Source organism: Methylobacterium sp. E-025, assembly GCF_022829705.1.
Classification (GTDB): Bacteria; Pseudomonadota; Alphaproteobacteria; order Rhizobiales; family Beijerinckiaceae; genus Methylobacterium.
Map to the genome: position 1 here is coordinate 87,238 of NZ_JAKSYR010000102.1, position 19,734 is coordinate 106,971.

The 19,734-nt window shown below is 70.5% G+C and carries 13 protein-coding genes and 2 pseudogenes; 9 read left to right on the forward strand and 6 right to left on the reverse strand.

The features are described 5' to 3' along the window. Window positions 1–4 precede the first annotated feature (4 nt). On the forward strand, window positions 5–886 hold the full coding sequence (locus MKK64_RS12655; protein ID WP_313898912.1) for a DNA-3-methyladenine glycosylase family protein: 882 nt from the start codon (window positions 5–7) through the stop codon (window positions 884–886). A 132-nt stretch (window positions 887–1,018) separates the two neighbouring features. Then, window positions 1,019–2,095 carry a bifunctional DNA-binding transcriptional regulator/O6-methylguanine-DNA methyltransferase Ada gene (ada, locus tag MKK64_RS12660; protein ID WP_243935275.1) on the forward strand — a complete coding sequence of 359 codons (1,077 nt, stop codon included), beginning with the start codon at window positions 1,019–1,021 and terminating at the stop codon, window positions 2,093–2,095. Window positions 2,096–2,236: 141 nt separating this feature from the next. Here ada and parC read toward each other — a convergent pair whose 3' ends face one another. Together parC and recO are read right to left on the reverse strand one after the other, a co-directional pair. Continuing rightward, window positions 2,237–4,483: a DNA topoisomerase IV subunit A gene (gene parC / locus MKK64_RS12665; RefSeq protein WP_147727509.1), complete on the reverse strand. Its 2,247-nt coding sequence runs from the start codon at window positions 4,481–4,483 to the stop codon at window positions 2,237–2,239. A gap of 45 nt (window positions 4,484–4,528) precedes the next feature. After that, on the reverse strand, window positions 4,529–5,254 hold the full coding sequence (gene recO / locus MKK64_RS12670; protein ID WP_243935278.1) for a DNA repair protein RecO: 726 nt from the start codon (window positions 5,252–5,254) through the stop codon (window positions 4,529–4,531). A 207-nt stretch (window positions 5,255–5,461) separates the two neighbouring features. On the opposite strand from recO, the pseudogene MKK64_RS12675 reads away from it, so the two are divergent. Next, a pseudogene (locus MKK64_RS12675) lies at window positions 5,462–5,829 on the forward strand (hypothetical protein). 39 nt (window positions 5,830–5,868) lie between these two features. Continuing rightward, window positions 5,869–6,573 (forward strand): gamma-glutamylcyclotransferase, encoded by a 705-nt coding sequence (locus MKK64_RS12680; protein ID WP_147727506.1) that lies wholly within the window; start codon window positions 5,869–5,871, stop codon window positions 6,571–6,573. Window positions 6,574–6,613: 40 nt separating this feature from the next. On the opposite strand, the gene MKK64_RS12685 is transcribed toward MKK64_RS12680, so the two are convergent. Then, entirely contained in the window at window positions 6,614–6,757 is a 144-nt protein-coding gene (locus tag MKK64_RS12685; protein ID WP_187274632.1) for a hypothetical protein, read from the reverse strand. Window positions 6,758–7,180: 423 nt separating this feature from the next. On the opposite strand from MKK64_RS12685, the gene MKK64_RS12690 reads away from it, so the two are divergent. Next, on the forward strand, window positions 7,181–7,429 hold the full coding sequence (locus MKK64_RS12690) for a hypothetical protein (RefSeq protein WP_243935280.1): 249 nt from the start codon (window positions 7,181–7,183) through the stop codon (window positions 7,427–7,429). A 138-nt stretch (window positions 7,430–7,567) separates the two neighbouring features. Here the strand turns inward: MKK64_RS12690 and dnaE are convergent, their stop codons facing one another. Next, the gene (gene dnaE / locus MKK64_RS12695; protein ID WP_243935284.1) at window positions 7,568–11,101 is read right to left on the reverse strand and encodes a DNA polymerase III subunit alpha; all 3,534 of its coding nucleotides are present in this window, start codon (window positions 11,099–11,101) and stop codon (window positions 7,568–7,570) included. A 1,093-nt stretch (window positions 11,102–12,194) separates the two neighbouring features. Between dnaE and MKK64_RS12700 the strand changes: the two genes are divergently transcribed. The 4 genes and pseudogenes from MKK64_RS12700 (at window position 12,195) to MKK64_RS12715 (ending at window position 16,060) form a co-directional block, all read left to right on the forward strand. Further along, window positions 12,195–13,442, forward strand: a complete 1,248-nt coding sequence (locus MKK64_RS12700) for an acyl-CoA dehydrogenase family protein (protein WP_243935286.1) — start codon at window positions 12,195–12,197, stop codon at window positions 13,440–13,442. Next, a complete protein-coding gene (locus MKK64_RS12705; RefSeq protein ID WP_243935289.1) occupies window positions 13,439–14,500 on the forward strand; it encodes a phosphotransferase family protein in 1,062 nt (353 codons plus the stop codon). The genes MKK64_RS12700 and MKK64_RS12705 overlap by 4 nt, the downstream gene beginning before the upstream one ends. After that, window positions 14,497–15,273, forward strand: a pseudogene (locus tag MKK64_RS12710) (SDR family NAD(P)-dependent oxidoreductase). Before MKK64_RS12705 ends, MKK64_RS12710 begins: the two are co-directional and overlap by 4 nt. A 4-nt stretch (window positions 15,274–15,277) precedes the next feature. Next, window positions 15,278–16,060 carry an SDR family NAD(P)-dependent oxidoreductase gene (locus MKK64_RS12715; protein ID WP_243935291.1) on the forward strand — a complete coding sequence of 261 codons (783 nt, stop codon included), beginning with the start codon at window positions 15,278–15,280 and terminating at the stop codon, window positions 16,058–16,060. Window positions 16,061–16,217: 157 nt separating this feature from the next. Here MKK64_RS12715 and MKK64_RS12720 read toward each other — a convergent pair whose 3' ends face one another. Then, on the reverse strand, window positions 16,218–18,314 hold the full coding sequence (locus MKK64_RS12720) for a 3-hydroxyacyl-CoA dehydrogenase NAD-binding domain-containing protein (RefSeq protein ID WP_243935293.1): 2,097 nt from the start codon (window positions 18,312–18,314) through the stop codon (window positions 16,218–16,220). Between the two features lie 85 nt (window positions 18,315–18,399). After that, window positions 18,400–19,593, reverse strand: coding sequence for a CaiB/BaiF CoA transferase family protein (locus MKK64_RS12725; protein WP_243935295.1), 1,194 nt, complete (start codon window positions 19,591–19,593; stop codon window positions 18,400–18,402). Between the last annotated feature and the right edge of the window lie 141 nt (window positions 19,594–19,734).

Sequence of the window (19,734 nt, forward strand, 5' to 3'; positions counted from 1 at the left end):
CGCGGTGCCTGCGTCGATCGCCCTGCCCTGCCGCCCGCCCTACGACTGGCCGGCGATGCGCGACTTCCTCGCCGGCCTGGCGATCCCCGGGATCGAGGCGGTGGGCCCGGATCGTTACCCGCGCACCATCGCCGTCGCAGGGCGCACCGGATCGATCGCGATCACGCCCGGCGGCGATGGGCTCGTCGCGATCGTGACGGGCGTGGCGGAGGCCGAGCTTCCCGGAATCGCGGCCCGGCTCCGGCGCCTGTTCGATTGCGACGCCGACCCGGCGACGATCGGCGCGCATCTCGCGACCGATCCTCGTCTCGCGCCCCTCGTCGCCGCGCGGCCCGGCTTGCGGGTGCCGGGGGCCTGGGACGGGTTCGAGCTCGGCGTCCGCGCGATCCTCGGGCAGCAGGTCTCTGTGGCGGCCGCGACCCGGCTCGCCGGGCGGCTCGTCGCCGAGCTCGGAACGCCCCTCCCGGCCCTCGCCGAACCCGGCCTGACCCATGTCTTCCCGACCGCCGAGCGGGTGGCCGCGGCGGACGTCGCGCAGATCCTGACGATGCCGCGTGCGCGCGGCGCCGCGATCCGGGCGCTCGCGGCGGCGAGCCTCGCCGAGCCCGATCCGTTCGCGCCCGATCAGGACCTCGCCACCGCCGTGGCCCGCCTGACCGCGATCCGCGGGATCGGGCCTTGGACGGCGCAGTACATCGCGATGCGGGCGTTGCACGCGCCGGACGCGTTTCCGCCCGGGGACGTCGGCTTGCTGCGGGCCCTCGATGGCGGCGCCGGGCGCCCGAGCCCGGCGGAGCTGCTGCTGCGCGCCGAAGGCTGGCGCCCGTACCGCGCCTACGCGGCGTTGCACCTCTGGTCGGTCGATGCGGCGCGGCCGGCGGATTGAGGAGGACGCCGTGCGCGCCCAGGATGCCCGCCGGATTCGAGAGCAAGGGACGGGATGAGGCCCGTGAGCGAGCAGCGCATGACGGGGAGACCGCGCGGGCCGCATCCGGCCCCGATCATCGATGAGGCTGCGATGCCGACGACCGAGGCCGCCCGTCCCGATCTCTCAGGGGATGCCATGCGGCGCGAAGCCGTGTCGGCGCGCGACGCGGCGTACGATGGCCGCTTCGTCTACTCGGTCCGCAGCACCGGCGTGTATTGCCGACCGAGCTGTCCGTCGCGCGCGGCGCGTCCCGAGAACGTCGCGTTCCACGCCACCTGCGCCGAGGCCGAGGATGCGGGCTTCCGTCCGTGCAAGCGCTGCCGGCCGAACGAGGCGTCGCCCGATGCGAGGCGTGCCGCGGCGATCGCCGGCGCCTGCCGCCTGATCGACGAGGCCGAATCGCTGCCGGCGCTCGCTGTTCTCGCCCGCGCGGCCGGGATGAGCCCGTTCCACTTCCATCGGGTGTTCAAGACGACGACCGGCGTGACGCCGAAGGCCTACGGCGAGGCCCGCCGGGCCGAACGGATGGCGAAGACGCTACCCAGCGCCGGCAGCGTCACGCAGGCGCTCTACGAGGCGGGCTACGGGGCGGCGAGCCGCTTCTACGCCGGGGTCGGCGAGCGGCTCGGCATGGCGCCCGCCGCCTACCGCAAGGGTGGGACCGGCGAGACCATCCGCTTCGCGGTCGGCTCGTGCAGCCTCGGCGCGATCCTCGTCGCGGCTACCGCCCGCGGCGTCTGCGCGATCCTGCTCGGCGACGATCCGGACGCGCTGCTGCGCGACCTGGAGGACCGCTTTCCGAACGCGGCGCTCGCGGGCGGCGACGCCGCGTTCGAGGCGCTGGTCGCGCAGGTCGTCGGCCTGGTCGAAGCGCCGGGGTGCCCGGTGGACCTCCCCCTCGAGATCGGCGGCACGGCCTTCCAGCAGCGCGTCTGGGACGCCCTGCGCAGGATCCCGGCGGGGACGACCGCGAGCTACGCCGAGATCGCCCGGAGCCTCGGCACGCCGGCGGCGGTGCGGGCCGTCGCCCGCGCCTGCGGCGCCAACGCCCTCGCCGTCGCGATCCCCTGCCACCGGGTGGTGCGGACGGACGGAGCCCTGTCCGGCTACCGTTGGGGCATCGAGCGCAAGCGCGCACTGCTGAAGCGCGAGGGGGTGGTGCGGTGAGCGGATAAGCCTCGCAATCGCGTTCGAGCTCTTCCCTCCCCCTTTCGAGGGGAAGGTGGGCCGCGAAGCAAGTCGGGAGAGGGAGCGCCGGATTCGGAGAAGCCGCTCCCCCTCTTCCGGCGATCCAGAACCAGGCCCTCTCTACCGACCGAACCGCTCGAACTTCGGGAAGCTCCGGGTCATCAGCGTGCCCGCATCGGTGCGGTGGCCCATCCACTTCTCCAGCACGCCGGCGTTGGCGAGGCGCGGCTGGGGGGAGCCGTCGCGCCAGGGCAAGCCCTCGGCCAGGGCGAAGACGCAGGCGTCGACGAGGGTCGATTGCCGGCAGCGCTGGAGGCGCACGCCCTTGCCGCGCACGAGCTCGGTCAGCTCGGTGATCGGGAAGACCAGCAGCAGCTTGTCGGAACTCGTCACCGCGACGTGGTCGCCCTCGGCCGGCACCAGCAGCACCGCCTTGGCGTCCCCGTCGAGGCCCAGGATGCCCTTGCCCTTGCGGGTGTTGGCGACCAGCCCGTCGGACGGCGCGAGGAAGCCGCGCCCGTCAGAGCCGGCGATCAGCAGGCGGGTCTCGGGGCGATAGGGCAGCGCCGCGACGATCTCGGTGCCGTCGTCGAGGTCGACCATAAGCCGGATCGGATCGCCGAAGCCGCGGCCGCCCGGCAGCTTCGAGGCGTCGAGCGTGAACACCTTGCCGTTCGAGGCCAGCACCAGGATCTTGGCGGTGGTCTCGCTCGGGAAAGCGATCTTGATCTGGTCGTCGCCCTTGAAGGCGACGCCCGACAGGTCGGCGACGTGGCCCTTCAGCGCGCGGATCCAGCCCTTCTCCGAGACGATGACGGTGATCGGCTCGCGCTCGACCATCGCGGCCGTGAAGTCGATGCCCGCGGTGTCGGGCGGGTTCTGCAGCGTCGTGCGGCGGGCGCCGAGCTTGGTGTCGGGCCCGAACGCCTTCTTCACTTGGCGGACCTGCTGGGTGATCGCCTTCCACTGCGCGGCATCCGAGCCGAGCAGTGCCTCGAGCCCGTCCTTCTCGCGCGTCAGGGTCTCCAGCTCGCGCTTCAGCTCCATCTCCTCGAGCTTGCGCAGGGAGCGCAGCCGCGTGTCGAGGATCGCGTTGGCCTGGACCTCGGTCAGCCCGAAATGCGCCATCAGCGCCGGCTTCGGCTCGTCCTCCTCGCGGATGATGCGGATCACCGCGTCGAGGTCGAGGTAGACGATGAGCAGGCCGTTCAGGATCTCAAGCCGGCGCTCGATCTGCCCGAGCCGGTTGCGCGAGCGCCGCTGCAGCACGACGCGGCGATGGTCGAGCCATTCGCGCAAAGCCTCGGCGAGCCCGATGACGCGGGGCACGAGGCCGCCGACCAGCACGTTCATGTTGAGCGGGATGCGGGCTTCGAGCTCGGTCAGCCGGAACAGCGATTCCATCAGGATCACCGGGTCGACGCTGCGCGAGCGCGGCTCCAGCACGACGCGCACGTCCTCGGCCGATTCGTCGCGCACGTCGGCGAGCAGCGGCAGCTTCCTCTCCTGCAGCAGCTCGGCGAGCTTCTCGATCAGCCGCGCCTTCGGGATGCCGTAGGGGATCTCGGTGACGACGATGTTCCAGGTGCCGCGGCCGAGGTCCTCCTTGGTCCAGCGGGCGCGCACGCGAAAGGCGCCGCGGCCGGTGCGGTAGGCCTCGGCGATCGATTCGGCCGAGTCGATCAGGATGCCGCCGGTGGGGAAGTCCGGCCCCTGCACGAAGCTGACGAGCTGCGCCGAGGTCGCCTGCGGGTTGGCGATCAGGTAGAGCGCCGCGTCGCAGAGCTCGGCCGCGTTGTGCGGCGGGATCGAGGTCGCCATGCCGACCGCAATGCCCTGGCTGCCGTTGGCGAGCAGGTTCGGGAACGCCGCCGGCAGGACGGAGGGCTCGTCCTTCTCGCCGTTGTAGGACGGGCGGAAGTCGACCGTGTCCTCGTCGAACCCGTCGAGGATCAGCCGCGCGACCTCGGTGAGCCGCGCCTCGGTGTAGCGGTAGGCGGCCGGGCCGTCGCCGTCGATGTTGCCGAAGTTGCCCTGGCCGTCGACCAGCGGATAGCGCTGCGCGAAGTCCTGGCTTAGCCGAACCAGCGCGTCGTAGATCGCCTGATCGCCGTGCGGGTGGAAGTCGCCCATCACGTCGCCGACGATCTTGGCGCACTTCTTGTGCGCGGTGTTCGGATCGAGCCGAAGCAGCCGCATGCCATAGAGGATGCGGCGGTGCACCGGCTTGAGCCCGTCGCGGGCATCGGGCAGCGCCCGGTGCATGATCGTGGACAGCGCATAGGCGAGGTAGCGCTCTTCCAGCGCGGACTTCAGCTCGACGCTCTCGATGCCGTCCCCGGTCGGCGGCTCGAAGGGCTGGCCCATCACGGCTCCGTTCTCAGATGTTTCATGTGGAACATAACACGAACATCACGGCGCGGCATCCAGGCCGGCCGCGACGAATCGTGAGCGTTCCTCGGGGACGGGCAGCGCCCGCGGACCCCAGATGTGCTGGGTGAGGAAGTAGCCGGTCAAGGTAAACCCATTCCGCACGTCGTCCGGGCCCTCCAACCGCCCGCCGTCGCGCAAGAAGGCCGGCAGCGCCAGCAGGCGGTCGCGGTAGGGCTCCCCGGCCGAGGCGCTGACCGCGCGCCCGCTCTTCGGCGAGACGTAGATCAGGGCGTCGTTCCCGCCGGTGGCGGCGCAGGCGCCGAGATCGAGGCCGAAGCCGAGCTCGGCCAGGATTGCCAGCTCGAACCGCACCATCAGCACCGGGGCGATCGTGCGGTCGTGCAGGTGGCCGATCAGGACCCGGGCCGCCTCGAACATCTCGGGATGCGGATCGCGCTCGGGCAGCAGGCGCAGGAGGGCGGCGAGGTGGCCGACGCCGTAGAGCGCCAGGCCGGAGCCGATCAGCCGCGACAGGGCCGATTCGAGCGGCTCGACCGCGAAGGCGCCGAGGCCGTCGTCGAGCCGCGCGCGCCAGGTCGCGCGGACCAGGTTCCCGGGCTGCAGTACCGGCTGCAACCGGCGCGAACGCCCGCCATGGACGAGGCCGAGATGACGCCCGTGCGCGCGGGTCATCGCCTCGAGGACGACGCCGGTCTCGCCCTGCCTGCGCACGCCGAGCACGAGCGCTTCATCGGTCCACTGCATCCGCCGTACATAGGCGTTTTTGGTGTGCGGCGTGAGGGTGCGGGTTTCCTAGGACTGAAAGCCGCGGTAGCTTCGGGCATTGGGAGAGGTTGCGGGAATTGGATGCTGGTGCGGAATTCGATCTCGGGACCCGCTGCGCGTCCCACGCCGCGGGCATTTCGACGGTCCGCGCCCATCCTCGCCATCACCGTGATCCTCACCGGTTGCATGGGGCGCGGCGAAGCGCCCTCCCCCGCCGCACCGGCGTCGTCAAAACCCGTCCGCGAGCGCATCGCCGCCCTCGCCCTGCGGCAGGTCGCGTTCGGGTCGGTCTCGCTGCTGCCGGTGCGGTTCGAATCGAGCCGGATCGCCGGGCCGTTCGAGGATGGCGGGCGCACACTCTACTGCGTCTCGAGCCACATGAAGGGTCGCACCTTCGGCAAGGGCGAGCGACCCAAGGTCGTGATCCGCGAGGACAAGGCGGCGAACGCGCTCACGGCGATCGACGACGACGAGGTCTGCCAGGGCCACCGCACAGAGCCGTCCCGGAGCTGGAGACCGTGGGCAACGCGAAGGCCGGCACCATTGGGGGCTGATCCGGGTTGTTCCGACCCCGTCCTTGCTCCCCCGGACCGATGCGAAACACGCCGCTCGCCCTCTCCCTCGACCTGATCGCCCGCGCCCACGCCGTTCCCGTCGCCGACGACGAGAGCGCGCTGCAGGTGATGACCGACGAGGAGCTGAAGCCCGGCCTCGACGCGATCATCGAGCAGCGCGGCGGCGCCGGCGACCTCTGGGTGTTCGCCTACGGCTCGCTGATGTGGCGGCCAGAATTCGCCTTCGCCGAGAGCCGGATCGGCACGGTGCGCGGCTTCCACCGGCGCTTCTGCCTGCTGCAACGGCGCTTTCGCGGCACGCCGGAGCGGCCCGGCTTCGTGCTCGCGCTGGACCGCGGCGGCTCGTGCCGGGGCGTCGCGTTCCGCTTGGCCGGAACCAACCTGCGCGAGACGCTGATGCCGGTCTGGCGCCGCGAGATGCGCGGGCGCGGCTACGTCGCGCGCTGGCTGCCGGTCGCGACGGAGGCCGGAACGGTCTCGGCGCTGACCTTTCTCGTGAACCGCGCGAGCGACCGCTATTCCGGTCGCCTGACGGAGGCCGAGATCGCTGACCGGATCGCGGTCGCGTCCGGGCATCTCGGGCCGAGCGCCGAGTACCTGTTTCGCACGGTCGAGGCCTGCGAGGCGCTCGGCATCCGCGACCGGCACCTCTGGAACCTGCAGGCCCTGGTCGCCGCCCGCCTGGATCTCGGCCATCCAATCTCGGGCGGCGCACCGGGATAGGCTCGCGGCGGCGAGAGCGGACGCCTCCATCGATGCGGCCTCAGACCCAGGCGCGCTTCAGCGCCGTCACGACGCGGCCGCCGCCATGCTCCGCATCCGGGTTGCGCAACTCGCGCAAGCCCGGCGCCCGGCCCGTCGTCAGGTAGACGACCACCGTCAGCGCCAGCACCACCTTCGTCCGCATCGACCCCGTCCCGCTTGGTTAAGCGAGGCTGTGTAGGATCGGTCGGTTTTGAGGAGGTTGCGCCGGCGCACATCGACCGGACCGAATGCCTGTTTCCCCTTGGCATGGTAAAGAGGACGTTACGAGGTCCCTATCGAATCATCTTCGTGCAGTTGTATTGCGATCACGTTGCTACAATGGCAGGTATACTGTTTATAAATTTAAATCAGGATTTATATTCAGTCGCATGAGATGAAGGTCTTTCATGGAGTGATCCAGTCGATGCTTACGAGATCGATCCGGTCGGCCTTGGTCGTGTTGCTCACGTCCGTTGCAAGCGCTTCGGCGTGCGATGTCCCGATACCGACGCGCGGTTCTTTCGTTGAATGGCCGACCCGATTTCTCGTTGGCAAGGTGGAGGTACTTCAGGTCCGGACGATATCCATGATGGAACGGTATGCGCGGGTTCGTCTCATCGAACCGGTCAGAGGCGAACTCCCTCGCGAATTCGGCGTTCTTTATGATGTTACGAGTTGCGGTGGGTATTTTGCAAAAGGTGAAATCAAAATCGCTGGCTTCATCCTTCTTCCACCGGAGGAGCAGATGAAACACTATCGCTACATGACGAATTCGCTAGTCGGAAGCTGGACGCAAGCGATATTCATCGACCGCGGAGCTCATCTAATTGAATAAACCATTTCTTGTTTGCTCAAGATTGCAAAGTGATCGTCTCAAGGCTCTCCTTGCGAGGTCCTGATACGAATTTTCTGGGATCCAGATTCTATAGGTGCTTGCCACACTGGGCCGGTGGCGGGCTCAGGCTCCTCACGATCAGTTCACCTCCACCTGGATCACGCCCGGCACGGCGCGCAGCATCCCGGCGATCTGCGGGGTGGCTTGGTACTTGTCGCGCAGCTTGATCTCGACCTCGCGCTCGCCGCCGTCCAGCAGCAGGATCAACGAGACCTCGCCCTCGCCGCGCATGGCGAGGCGCTGCTGCACGGCGCCGATCGGGCCCTCGTCGCGCAGGTAGATCCGCATGCCCTTCTGGTAACGCGCCACCGCCGCATCGAGCGGCTCGGCGGCGAGGATCCGGGCGCGCACGTCCTCGCCCTCGAGGTTGGCCTGGAGCTGGAGAACCAGCGGCTGGCCGGGTTCCAGGATCTCGCGGTAATGCCCGAGGCCTTCGGAGAAGATGATCGCCTCGAAATGCCCGGTCTGGTCCGAGAGCGTGACGATGCCGAGCTTGTTGCCGGTCTTGGTGCGGCGCTCGGACCGGTCGAGCACCGAGGCCGCGACCTTGCCGACGCTCGAGGTGCCGGCGCGAACCGAGCGGCAGAACTCGGCCCAGCTCTGCACCCGGAGCTTGCCCAGCAGGTCCTGATACTCGTCGAGCGGGTGCCCCGAGACGAAGAAGCCGATCGCGTCGTACTCGCGCTTGAGCTTCTCGGCCATCGGCCAGCCCTCGTAGGCCGGGATGCGCAAGCTCACGTCGGTGGAGGTGACGCCGCCGAACATGTCGGCGATGCCGGCGCTCTCGGCTTCGGCCGCGCCCTGCGCCAGCTTCATCATCGGCTCGACCGCGGCGCAGGCCTTGGCGCGGTCCGGCTCGATGTCGTCCATCGCGCCGGCGGCGACCAGGCTCTCGAGCGTGCGCTTGTTGACGTGGCGCGGGTTGAGCCGGCGGGCGAGGCAGGCGAGATCCTTGAACGGGCGCTCGCCGCGCGCCTCGACGATCGACTTCACCGCCTCGCGCCCGACGCCCTTGATCGCGGCGAGCGCGTAGCGGATGCGCCCGACGCCATTGTCGTCGACATGGACCTCGAAGGTGACGCCGGAGGTGTTGATTGAGGGCGGCTCGACGACGATCTTGAGCCGCTGCGCGTCCTGCCGGAATTCGGCGAGCTTGTCGGTGTTGTCCATGTCGAGGTTCATCGCGGCGGCGAGGAACTCGACCGGATGGTTCGCCTTCAGGTAGGCGGTCTGGTAGGTCAGCAGGGCGTAGGCCGCCGCGTGGCTCTTGTTGAAGCCGTAATCGGCGAACTTGGCCAACAGGTCGAAGATCTCGTTGGCCTTCGGCTTGGTCAGCCCGCGCTCGACGCAGCCCTTCACGAAGCGGTCGCGCTGGGCGTCCATCTCGGCGCGGATCTTCTTGCCCATGGCGCGCCGGAGCATGTCGGCCTCGCCGAGCGAGTAGCCGGCCAGGAGCTTGGCGATCTCCATCACCTGCTCCTGGTAGACGATGATGCCGAAGGTCTCCTTCAGCGCCGGCTCCAGCTTGGGATGCGGGTACCACGCCGCCTCGTTGCCGGCGTCGCGACCGAGCTTGCGCTCGCAATAGACCGGGATGTTGGCCATCGGGCCCGGCCGGTAGAGGGCGACGAGCGCGATGATGTCCTCGAAGCGGTCGGCCTGCATCTCGCAGAGCGCCTTGCGCATGCCGGCCGATTCCACCTGGAACACGCCGACCGTCTCGCCCCGGCCCATCGGCTGGTAGGTCTCGGGCTGATCGAGCGGCAGCGCCGCGAGGTCGATCTCGATGCCGCGCTGCTTGAGCAGGTCCGTGCAGCACCTGAGCATCGTCAGCGTCTTGAGGCCGAGGAAGTCGAACTTCACCAGGCCCGCGGCCTCGACCCACTTCATGTTGAACTGGGTCACCCGCATCCCGGTCTTCGGGTCGCGGTAGAGCGGCACCAGCTGCTCCAGCGGCCGGTCGCCGATGACGACGCCGGCCGCGTGGGTCGAGGCGTGGCGGTGCAGGCCCTCGAGCTTCTTGGCGATCTCCATGAGGCGAGCCACGATCGGCTCCTCCTCGATCGCCTGCTGCAGCTTCGGCTCGCCCTCGATCGCCTGGACCAGGGTCACGGGGTTGGCCGGGTTCTGCGGCACCAGCTTGGTCAGCTTGTCGACCTGCCCGTAGGGCATCTCGAGCACGCGGCCGACGTCGCGCAGCACCCCGCGCGCCTGCAGCGTGCCGAAGGTGATGATCTGCGCCACCTGCTCTTGGCCGTAGCGCTCCTGCACGTACTGGATCACGCGCTCGCGCCCCTCGACGCAGAAGTCGATGTCGAAGTCCGGCATCGAGACGCGCTCGGGGTTGAGGAAGCGCTCGAACAGCAGGCCGAAGCGCAGCGGGTCGAGGTCGGTGATCAGCAGCGCGTAGGCGACGAGCGAGCCCGCGCCCGAGCCGCGGCCCGGGCCGACGGGGATGTCGTGGTCCTTGGCCCACTTGATGAAGTCGGAGACGATCAGGAAGTAGCCCGGGAACTTCATCCCAACGATGACGTCGAGCTCGAAGGCTAGGCGGTCGCGGTAGGCCTGCTCGGTGAAGCCCTCGCACGGCCCGTGCTGCCTCAGGCGCAGGGCGAGGCCGGCCTCGGCCTGGCGGCGCAGCTCGGTCGGCTCGTCGGCCGCGACCTCCACCGGCACCGAGGGTGCTGCGTCAGCGAGCGCGTCCTGCATCGGCGCGGTCCCGCCCGCCGCCACCCGCGAAAAGTTCGGCAGGATCGGCTTGCGGGTGCGGACGCGGACCGCGCAGCGCATCGCGATCTCGACCGTCGCCTGCAGGGCGTCCGGCAGGTCGGCGAACAGCTCGGCCATCTCGGCCCGGGTCTTGAAGCCGTGGCGCGCGGTGAGCTTGCGGCGGCGGTCGTCGGAGACGACGCGCCCGTCGGCGATCGCGAGCAGGGCGTCGTGGGCGTCGTAATCGCCCGCTTTGCCGAAGAACGGCTCGTTGGCGGCGGCGATCGACAGGCCGTCGCGGTCGGCCATGCGCAGCAGCTCGGCCTCGATCCGACCCTCGTCGTCGAGGCCGTGGCGCTGGAGCTCGACGTAGAGCCGGCTCTCGCCGAAGGTGGTGCGCAGGGCGGCGAGCCGCGCCTCGGCGAGGTCGGGGCGGCCGGCGCGCAGCGCCGCGTCGAGCGGGCCGGTGAAGCCGCCGGTGAGCGCGATCAGGCCCGCCGACGATTCGGCGAGCGCCGCGGCGCTCACGCAGGGCGCCTCGCCGAGCCCGGTGTCGAAGTAGGCGCGGCTCGCCAGCCGCAGCAGGTTGCCGTAGCCGGTCTCGTCCTGCGCCAGCACGACGAGGCTGCCGGCGGGCCTCGCCACCCGTGCCATCGGGTCGACGGCCTCGAACGCCACCGAGAGCTGCATCCCGGCGATCGGCTGGATGCCGCTGCCGGCGGCCTTCTCGGAAAACTCGAGCGCGCCAAACAGGTTGTTGGTGTCGGTCAGCGCCAGCGCCGGCTGGTGGTCGGCCAGAGCCGACTTGACGATGTCGCCCACCTTGAGGGCGCCCTCGAGCAGGGAATAGGACGAGTGGACGTGGAGGTGGACGAATCCGACCTCCTTGAGCTGGCGCGCCATGACGGTCCTTGTGCGGGTGCCCCAGAGATCCGTCCTTCGGCCGCCGGAGTCGATGGCCGGTAGGCCGCGATCGCCGATATCCACCGCCGATGTGGCGTTTCGGACGCGCGGCCTGCGACCGATTATCCTGTGCACGGGCGGTCCGGCCGCCCGCGCCGAAGGCATCCCTCAACGGATCGGGGCCAAGGCTACCGCCCAACCCGCCACCGCGACCGCGAGCAGCCCGAAGGCCATGAACTCCGCGACGCCGACCAGAACCATCCGCTTGAGCATGTCGGGCACTCCGTTTCGATGACCCTACTTCGTTCCTGTTTTGTTCCATGTAAAGCGCGAGCGTCGGCGACCTGGCGATAGGGTTGACGAAACGTGAAGCCCGAAGCGCTTCATCGCGGCCGGACTCCTCGGGCGAGATCACCGACCTCGGGCATGGTCCTGCGAACGCCGGGCGGGGGATGGCGTCCGTCGCCCCGCTCCGCCCGCGGCACCCTACAGGTAAAGGAGGCAGGCGAGCAGGAAGAAGCTTTCGACGAGGAGCACCAGGAAGACGATCGTCGTCACGGCGGGATCCCGACCGACGAGGGAGCGCGCTGTGATCGGCTCGGACACGACGGGCACTCCGCTTTCTGGGGGCGCGGCGGCTCCTCGCGGCATGGAAGCCTGACGCGCGGCCGCGACGAAAAGCACCTTCGCCGGGAGGTCGGGGGACGTTGACCGGCGAAGGTGCCGCCGGAGGAGAAACGCTGTCCCGGCCCGCCGTGAATGCCATCGATCGGACGGGCGAGCCTTCACGCACGTTAAGTCTTCTATAGATTTTTCCAAGCGTCGATCTGCAACAGTTCCGGCGTCACAGCGAGCGAATGCTTGCCTCTGTACCAAACGGAGCCTTCGTTCGACAGCACGGAGCGGCCGCGCCGTCGTAGCGCCGATCGCCGTGGGAACGTCGGTTCAAGGTTTCGGTACGCCGGGCGGTCGGAGACGGGAGCGCCGATCTGTCAGGGCCGGCCGGGTTGGGGCTTGTGGCCCGATTCGAAGCGGGAGTACGCTCGGACCGCCCAGCCACGCGACGACGTCGGCGGGCTCAGGGAGTGGAACATTGGATTTTTCCCCGTCCTCGACGCAGGAGCTCTGGCTCAAGCGCGTGCGCGACTTCATGGCCGCCGAGGTCTATCCGGCGCTCGACGCCGTGAAGGCCGAGACGGCACAGTCCGTGCCCGACCGCTGGGCGCCCTCCGCGGCGATCGAGGGCCTGAAGGCTAAGGCGCGCGCGGCGGGCCTGTGGAACCTGTTCCTGCCGCCCTCGCCCGAGCACGACACCGATGCGTTCCACGGTGCCGGGCTGACGAATCTCGACTACGCGCGCTGTGCCGAGGAGATGGGCCGGGTGGCTTGGGCCTCGGAAGTGTTCAACTGCTCGGCCCCCGACACCGGCAACATGGAGGTGCTGCACCGCTACGGCAGCCCGATGCACAAGGAGCGCTGGCTCAAGCCGCTGATGGCGGGCGAGATCCGCTCCGCCTTCCTGATGACCGAGCCCGAGGTCGCCTCGTCGGACGCGACCAACATCGCAACCTCGATCCGCCGCGACGGCGACCATTACGTGATCAACGGCCGCAAGTGGTGGTCGACCGGCGTTGGCGACCGGCGCTGCAAGATCGCGATCGTGATGGGCAAGACCGACCCGGACGCTGAGCGCCACAAGCAGCAATCGCAGATCTTCGTGCCGCTCGATGCGCCCGGCGTCGAGATCAAGCGCCTGCTCTCGGTGTTCGGCTACGACGAGGCCCCGCACGGCCACGCCGAGGTCACCTTACGCGACGTGCGCGTGCCGGCCGAGAACCTGATCCTCGGCGAGGGCCGCGGCTTCGAGATCGCGCAGGGGCGCCTCGGCCCGGGCCGAATCCACCACTGCATGCGCACTATCGGCGCGGCCGAGGCCGCCCTCGAGGCGATGGTGCGGCGCCTGCTCGCGCGCACCGCCTTCGGCAAGCGGCTGGCCGACCAGTCGGTGTGGGAGCAGCGCGTCGCCGAGGCCCGCATCGACATCGAGATGACGCGCCTGCTCTGCCTGAAGGCGGCGGACATGATGGACAAGGTCGGAGCCAAGGCGGCCAAGCTCGAGATCGCGATGATCAAGGTCGCCGCCCCGCGCATCGCGCTGAAGGTGCTCGACGACGCGATCCAGGCCCATGGCGGCGCCGGCGTCTCCGACGACTTCGACCTCGCCCGCACCTACGCCCACATCCGCACCCTGCGGCTCGCCGACGGGCCGGACGAGGTCCACAACCGCTCGATCGCCCGCCTCGAATTCGCCCGCCACAGCAACGCGGGTCCCGCCGCGTGAGCGGGACGGGGGATTCCGCCTTCGCCGGCACCAAGCCGGTCGACCCGCGCCACCGGATCGACGAGGGCGCCCTGGCGGCCTGGATGGCGGAGCATGTCGCCGGGTTCGACGGCCCGCTGACGCTGCGCCAGTTCAAGGGCGGCCAGTCGAACCCGACCTACCGGGTCGAGACCCCGGGGGGCGCCTACGTGCTGCGGCGCAAGCCCTTCGGCCCGCTGCTGCCCTCGGCCCACGCGGTCGAGCGCGAGTACCGCCTGATCCGCGCACTGCACGGTACCGGCTTCCCGGTGCCGCGGGCGGACGCCCTGTGCGAGGATGCCGGCGTGATCGGTGCGGCCTTCTACGTGATGGAGGCGGTCGAGGGTGCCGTGCACTGGGATGCGGCCCTGCCGGAGCTTCAGCCGGCGCAGCGGCGCGACGTCTACGCGGGCATGATCACGACCCTCGCCCGCCTGCACCGGGCCGACCCCACCGCGATCGGGCTCGGCGATTACGGCCGGCCCGGCAACTACTTCGCCCGCCAGGCCGACCGCTGGACCAAGCAGTACCGCGCCGCCGAAGGCGACCGGCTCGAGGCGGCCGAGCGGCTGATCGCCTGGCTGCCGCGGACCGTGCCGGAGCAGGACCGGGTCTCGATCGTCCACGGCGACTTCCGCCTCGACAACATGATCTTCGCCCATGGCCGGGTCGCCGCGGTGCTGGACTGGGAGCTGTCGACGCTGGGCGATCCGCTCGCCGACTTCAGCTACCTTCTGATGCACTGGATGCTGCCGGCGGACGGCCGCAGCGCGCTCGGCGGGCTCGATCTCCCCGCGCTCGGCATCCCGACGCAGGACGAGGCGGTGGCGCTCTACTGCCGCGAGACCGGTCGCGACGGCCTGCCCGACCTGAACTGGTACTTCGCCTACAACCTGTTCCGACTCGTCGGCATCCTCCAGGGCATCGCCGGCCGGATGAAGGCCGGCACCGCCGCGAGCGAGCACGCCGCCGACATGGCCGCCCGCGTGCCGAAGCTCGCCGACGCCGCCTGGTCGTTCGCCGTGAAAGCCGGGGCCTGACCGCGATGGCGCGCGTCGTCGTGGTGACGGGCGCAGCCCAGGGCATCGGCCGGGCGTTGTGCGAGCGCTTCGCCGCCGACGGCGCCACGGTGATCGCCGCCGACGTCGACGCGGCCGGCGCCGCCGAGACCGCGGCGCGCATCGGCGGCGTCGCCGCGACCTGCGACGTCGGCGCGGCCGAGAGCGTTGCCGACCTCGTCGCGCGGACGATCCGGGAGCACGGGCCGGTCGACGTCTATTGCTCGAATGCCGGCATCCTGCTGCGCGACCCCGATCCCGAGAATGCGGCCTCCGCGCCCGATGCCGACTGAGCGCGCGCCTGGGCGGTCAACGTGATGGCCCACGTCCACGCGGCGCGCGCGCTGCTGCCGGATTGGATCGCCCGACGCGCGGGGACCTTCCTCGCCACGGTCTCGGCGGCCGGCCTGCTCAGCCAGATCGGCAGCGCGACCTATTCCACCACCAAGCACGCCGCCCTCGGCTTCTACGAGCACCTCGCGATCACCCATCGCGACCATGGCATCCGCGTCGCCGCGCTCTGCCCGCAGGGGGTCGACACCGCGATGGTGCGCGGCGCCTCGGCGCGCGAGCCGGCGCTCCTCGACGGGCTGCTCAGCCCCGAAGCGGTGGCGGAGGCGGCGTTCGCCGGCCTCGCCGAGGGCCGCTTCCTGATCCTGCCGCACCCGCAGGTCGCCGGTTACGTGCGCCGCAAGGCCGACGACCACGACCGCTGGATCGGCGGCATGGCCAAGCTCAGACGCGCGAGAGGATGATCCGATGTCGCTGTTCGATCTCACCGGCAAGGTCGCCGTCATCACCGGCTCGTCCCGCGGGATCGGGCGCGCCATCGCGCTCCGCATGGCCGAGCAGGGCGCGCGGGTGGTGGTGTCGTCGCGCAAGCGCGAGGCCTGCGACGCGGTCGTCGCCGAGATCGAGGCGGCGCACGGCGCCGGCCGCGCCATCGCGGTGCCGGCCAGCATCTCGGTGAAGGAGGACCTCGTCCGTTTGATCGGCGAGACCAACGACCGTTTAGGCGCGGTCGACACGCTGGTCTGCAACGCTGCGAGCAACCCGTATTACGGGCCGCTGGCCGACATCAAGGACGAGCAGTTCACCAAGATCCTGTCGAACAACATCGTCTCGAACCACTGGCTGATTCAGCTGGTGGCGCCGGCGATGATCGCCCGGCGCGACGGCGCGATCGTCATCGTCTCCTCGATCGGCGGCCTCAAGGGCTCGCCGGTGATCGGCGCCTACAACGTCTCGAAGGCGGCCGACATGCAGCTCGCGCGGAACTACGCGGTCGAGTACGGCCCGCACAACGTCCGGGTGAACTGCATCTGCCCCGGCCTCGTCCGCACCGACTTCGCCCGCGCCTTGTGGGAGGACCCGAAGGTCCTGGAATCCGCGACCTCGCTCGCGCCTTTGCGCCGCATCGGCGAACCCGACGAGATCGCCGGTGCGGCGATCTTCCTCGCCTCCGCCGCGGGGCGGTTCACGACGGGCCAGGCCATCGTGGTGGACGGCGGCGTGACGATCGCCAGCGGGGCGATCGGGTAGACGCCGCGCATTGCCCTGCCCCCTCTGCGGGGGGAGAGTGACCCGCGAAGCGGGTCGGGAGAGGGGAGCGACGGTTCCGGATACGGCGCTCCCCTCTCCCGACCCTCGCTGACGCGAGGCCCACCCTCCCCCGCAAAGGGGGAGGGAGACGCGGGTTCTACGCCGCCGTCCGTGCCGCTCTATCGTACCCGGCGAAGCTGCCGCCCTCGGCGACCAGCTTCTCCAGCAGGGAAGAGGGCGCGAATTCCGGCCCGTGCTCCGCCTCGAAGGTCTTCATCCGGTCGAGGATCTTGCCGAGGCCGATGCCGTCGGCCCAGTGCATCGGGCCGCCGGTGTAGACCGGCCAGCCGTAGCCGTTGATCCAGACCGTATCGATGTCGGAGGCGCGCAAAGCCTTGCCCTCCTCGAGGATCTTCGCGCCCTCGTTCACCATCGGATAGAGGCAGCGCTCCAGGATCTCCTGGTCGGTGACGGTGCGGCGGGCGATGCCCTTGCGCTCGGAGACGTCGCGGATCACCGCCTCGACCGCATCCGAGGGCGAGGGCTTCCGGTTCTCGTCGTAATCGTAGAAGCCGCGGCCGGTCTTCTGCCCCCGGCGGTCCTGCTCGCACAGGATGTCGCGCACGCTCTCGCCCTTCGAGGTCTCCGCCGACCAGCCGATGTCGAGGCCGGCCAGATCGCTCATCGCGAACGGCCCCATCGGCAGGCCGACGCCCTCCACCACCCGGTCGACGTCCTGCGGCAGGGCGCCTTCGAGGATCAGCTTGTTCGCCTCGCGCTGGCGCTGCTCCAGCATGCGGTTGCCGACGAAGCCGTGGCAGACGCCGACCAGCACCGCGACCTTGCCGATGCGGCGCCCGAGCGCCATCGCCGTGGCGATCACGTCGGGCGCAGTCTCGGCGCCGCGCACCACCTCGAGCAGGCGCATGACGTTGGCCGGCGAGAAGAAGTGCATCCCGATCACGTCCTGCGGCCGCCGGGTCATGCCGGCGATCACGTCGATGTCGAGGTAGGAGGTGTTGGAGGCGAGGATCGCGCCGGGCTTGGCGATGGCGTCGAGCGTCCGGAAGATCGTGCGCTTGAGGTCCATGTCCTCGAACGCCGCCTCGATGATCAGGTCGCAGCCGGCCAGGTCCGCGAAGTCGAGGCTGTCGGTCAGCAGCGCCATGCGGGTCTCGACGTCGGCGGCGGTGATGCGCCCCTTCTTCGCCGAGCCGTCGTAGTTCCGGCGGATCGTCTTCAGCCCGCGCTCCAACGCCTCGGCCTTGGCCTCGACGATCGTCACCGGGATGCCGGCGTTGAGGAAGTTCATGCTGATGCCGCCGCCCATGGTGCCGGCGCCGATGATGCCGACGCGGGCGACCGGGCGGGTCGGGACGTCCTTGCCGAGGCCCGGGATCTTGGCGGCTTCGCGCTCGGCGAAGAAGACGTGGCGCTGGGCGATCGACTGGGCGCCGTGCATCAGCCGCTCGAAGGTCTCGCGCTCGAAGGCGATGCCCTCCGCGAACGGCCTGTTGCAGGCCGCCTCGACGCAGCGGATGCAGGCCTCGGGCGCCTCGAAGCCGCGGAACTTCTTGGCGTTCGCCTTGCGGAAGGCGTCGAACAGGGCGGGGTCGTCGCGCCCTTCCGCGATGCGGTCGTCGCGGTCGCGGATGCGGGGCGAGGCCTGTCCCTCGGCGAGGATGTGCTCGGCGAAGGCGGTCGCGTCGGCGACCAGCGTGTCCGCGCCGGTCAGCGCATCGAGCAAGCCCATCGCGTGCGCGGCCTTCGCGCCGACGGGCTGGCCCGAGGTGATGATCTCCAGGGCCTTCTGCGGGCCGACCACGCGGGGCAGGCGCTGCGTACCGCCGGCGCCGGGGACGAGGCCGAGCTTCACCTCCGGCAGGCCGAGCTTCGCCGAGGGCGTCGCCACGCGGTGGTGGCAGGCCAGCGCCAGCTCGAGCCCGCCGCCGAGCGCCTGCCCGTGGATCGCCGCGACCACCGGCTTGAACGAGGTCTCGACGATGTCGAGCAGCTCGCCGAGCCCCATGCCGCGGGGCGGCTTGCCGAACTCGGTGATGTCGGCGCCGCCGGAGAACAGCTTGCCCGAGCCGGTAAGCACGATCGCCCCGACCTCCGCATCCGCCCCGGCTTCCGCGATCCGGTCGCGCAGGCCCTCGCGGACGGCCGCGCCGAGCGCGTTCACCGGCGGCGAGGCGAGCGTGATGACGGCGACGCGGCCGTCGCGGCGGAGGGTGGTCGGGGTGTCGGTCATGCTGGCTTCCTCATCGTGCGCCGCGTCCGGCCGGGTCCGGGCGTCGGCGGTTTTCGAGATCGGGGTTCGGTCGCGCGGGCCGGCGTCAGCCCGCGACGATGCCGCGCGTCCGCAGGTCGGCGATATGCTCCGAATCGAGGCCGAGTTCCGCGAGCAGCGCGCGCGTGTGCTCGCCGAGGCCCGGCGGCGGCCGGCGCACCGGGGGACGGGCTCCGTCGAGGCGGTAGGGCGGCGCGAGGACGGGCGATCGTCCCGCATGCAGCATGTGCGCTTCGGCCGTCCGATCGGAACGGAACGCCTCGTGCAGGCCGGCGACCTCGCCGCAGGGAATGCCCGCGTCCCGGAGCGCTGCGATCAGCGTCGCCCGCGGGATGCGCGCGAGCTCGCGGTCGATCTCGGGCGCGAGCCGGTCGCGGTGGCGCGAGCGGCCGAGGTTGGTCGCGTAGTCCGGATCGGCCGCGAGGTCCTCCCGGCCGATCACCGTGCAGAAGCGGCGGTACTGTCCGTTGTTGCCGACGGTGATGACCAGGGGGCCGTCGGCCGCCTCGAACACGCCGTAGGGCACGATCGCCGGGTGCGCGTTGCCGACCCGCTCGGGATCGCGCCCGAGCGCGAGCGCCGCGAGGCCGACATAGGAGGTCAGGCTGAGGCCGGAATCGTAGAGCGCCATCTCGACGTGGCGGCCGCGCCCGGTGCGGTGGCGCTGAAGGAGCGCCGCGAGCACCGCCTGGGCCGCATACTGGCCGGTGAACAGATCGACGGCCGCGACGCCGAACTTCATCGGAGGCTCGTCCGGGCGGCCGTTCAGCGCCATGAGGCCCGCCTCGCCCTGCACCACGAGGTCGTAGCCCGGGCGTTCCGCCTCCGGCCCGTCGCCGACGTAGCCGGCGACCGAGCAGTAGATCAGCCCCGGGTTCTCCGCCGACAGGCGGTCGTAGCCGAGCCCGAGCCTGTCGGCGCCGCCCCGCTTGAAGTTCTGGATCAGCACGTCGCAGCCGGCCGCGATCCTTCGTGCCAGCGCCGCACCCTCCTCGGACGCCAGGTCGAGGCCGAGCGAGCGCTTGTTGCGGTTCACGCTGTCGAAATACGTCGTGTTGCCGGGGCTCGTGGCGACGCCCCAGTCGCGGGTGTCGTCGCCGCGGGTCGGATGCTCGACCTTGATCACGTCGGCGCCGAGGTCGCCCAGCACCTGCGCGCACCACGGCCCGGCGAGCACCCGCGACAAGTCGAGGACGCGGATGCCCGCCAGCGGCAGGTCCGGTTCCGTCGTCCGCTCCATCGGCTCCTCCTGGCCCCGTTTCCGGCACGTCTGCGGCGCCGCTCGACACCGGCCCGCCCGTTCCGGTTTCGAAAAACCGGTATGTTTGGTTGACACCGCCCGGCATCGGCATAGATCGAATTTTGCAATCATGGAACAGCG

Excerpts from the sequence above, each read along its gene's own strand:
- parC (WP_147727509.1), bottom strand. The coding sequence starts at position 4,483 with ATGGGCCAGCCCTTCGAGCCGCCGACCGGGGACGGCATCGAGAGCGTC.
- MKK64_RS12720 (WP_243935293.1), bottom strand. The coding sequence starts at position 18,314 with ATGACCGACACCCCGACCACCCTCCGCCGCGACGGCCGCGTCGCCGTC.
- MKK64_RS12690 (WP_243935280.1), top strand. The coding sequence starts at position 7,181 with ATGATGGAACGGTATGCGCGGGTTCGTCTCATCGAACCGGTCAGAGGC.
- dnaE (WP_243935284.1), bottom strand. The coding sequence starts at position 11,101 with ATGGCGCGCCAGCTCAAGGAGGTCGGATTCGTCCACCTCCACGTCCAC.
- MKK64_RS12725 (WP_243935295.1), bottom strand. The coding sequence starts at position 19,593 with ATGGAGCGGACGACGGAACCGGACCTGCCGCTGGCGGGCATCCGCGTC.
- recO (WP_243935278.1), bottom strand. The coding sequence starts at position 5,254 with ATGCAGTGGACCGATGAAGCGCTCGTGCTCGGCGTGCGCAGGCAGGGC.
- MKK64_RS12680 (WP_147727506.1), top strand. The coding sequence starts at position 5,869 with ATGCGAAACACGCCGCTCGCCCTCTCCCTCGACCTGATCGCCCGCGCC.
- MKK64_RS12685 (WP_187274632.1), bottom strand. The coding sequence starts at position 6,757 with ATGCGGACGAAGGTGGTGCTGGCGCTGACGGTGGTCGTCTACCTGACG.
- ada (WP_243935275.1), top strand. The coding sequence starts at position 1,019 with ATGCCGACGACCGAGGCCGCCCGTCCCGATCTCTCAGGGGATGCCATG.
- MKK64_RS12715 (WP_243935291.1), top strand. The coding sequence starts at position 15,278 with ATGTCGCTGTTCGATCTCACCGGCAAGGTCGCCGTCATCACCGGCTCG.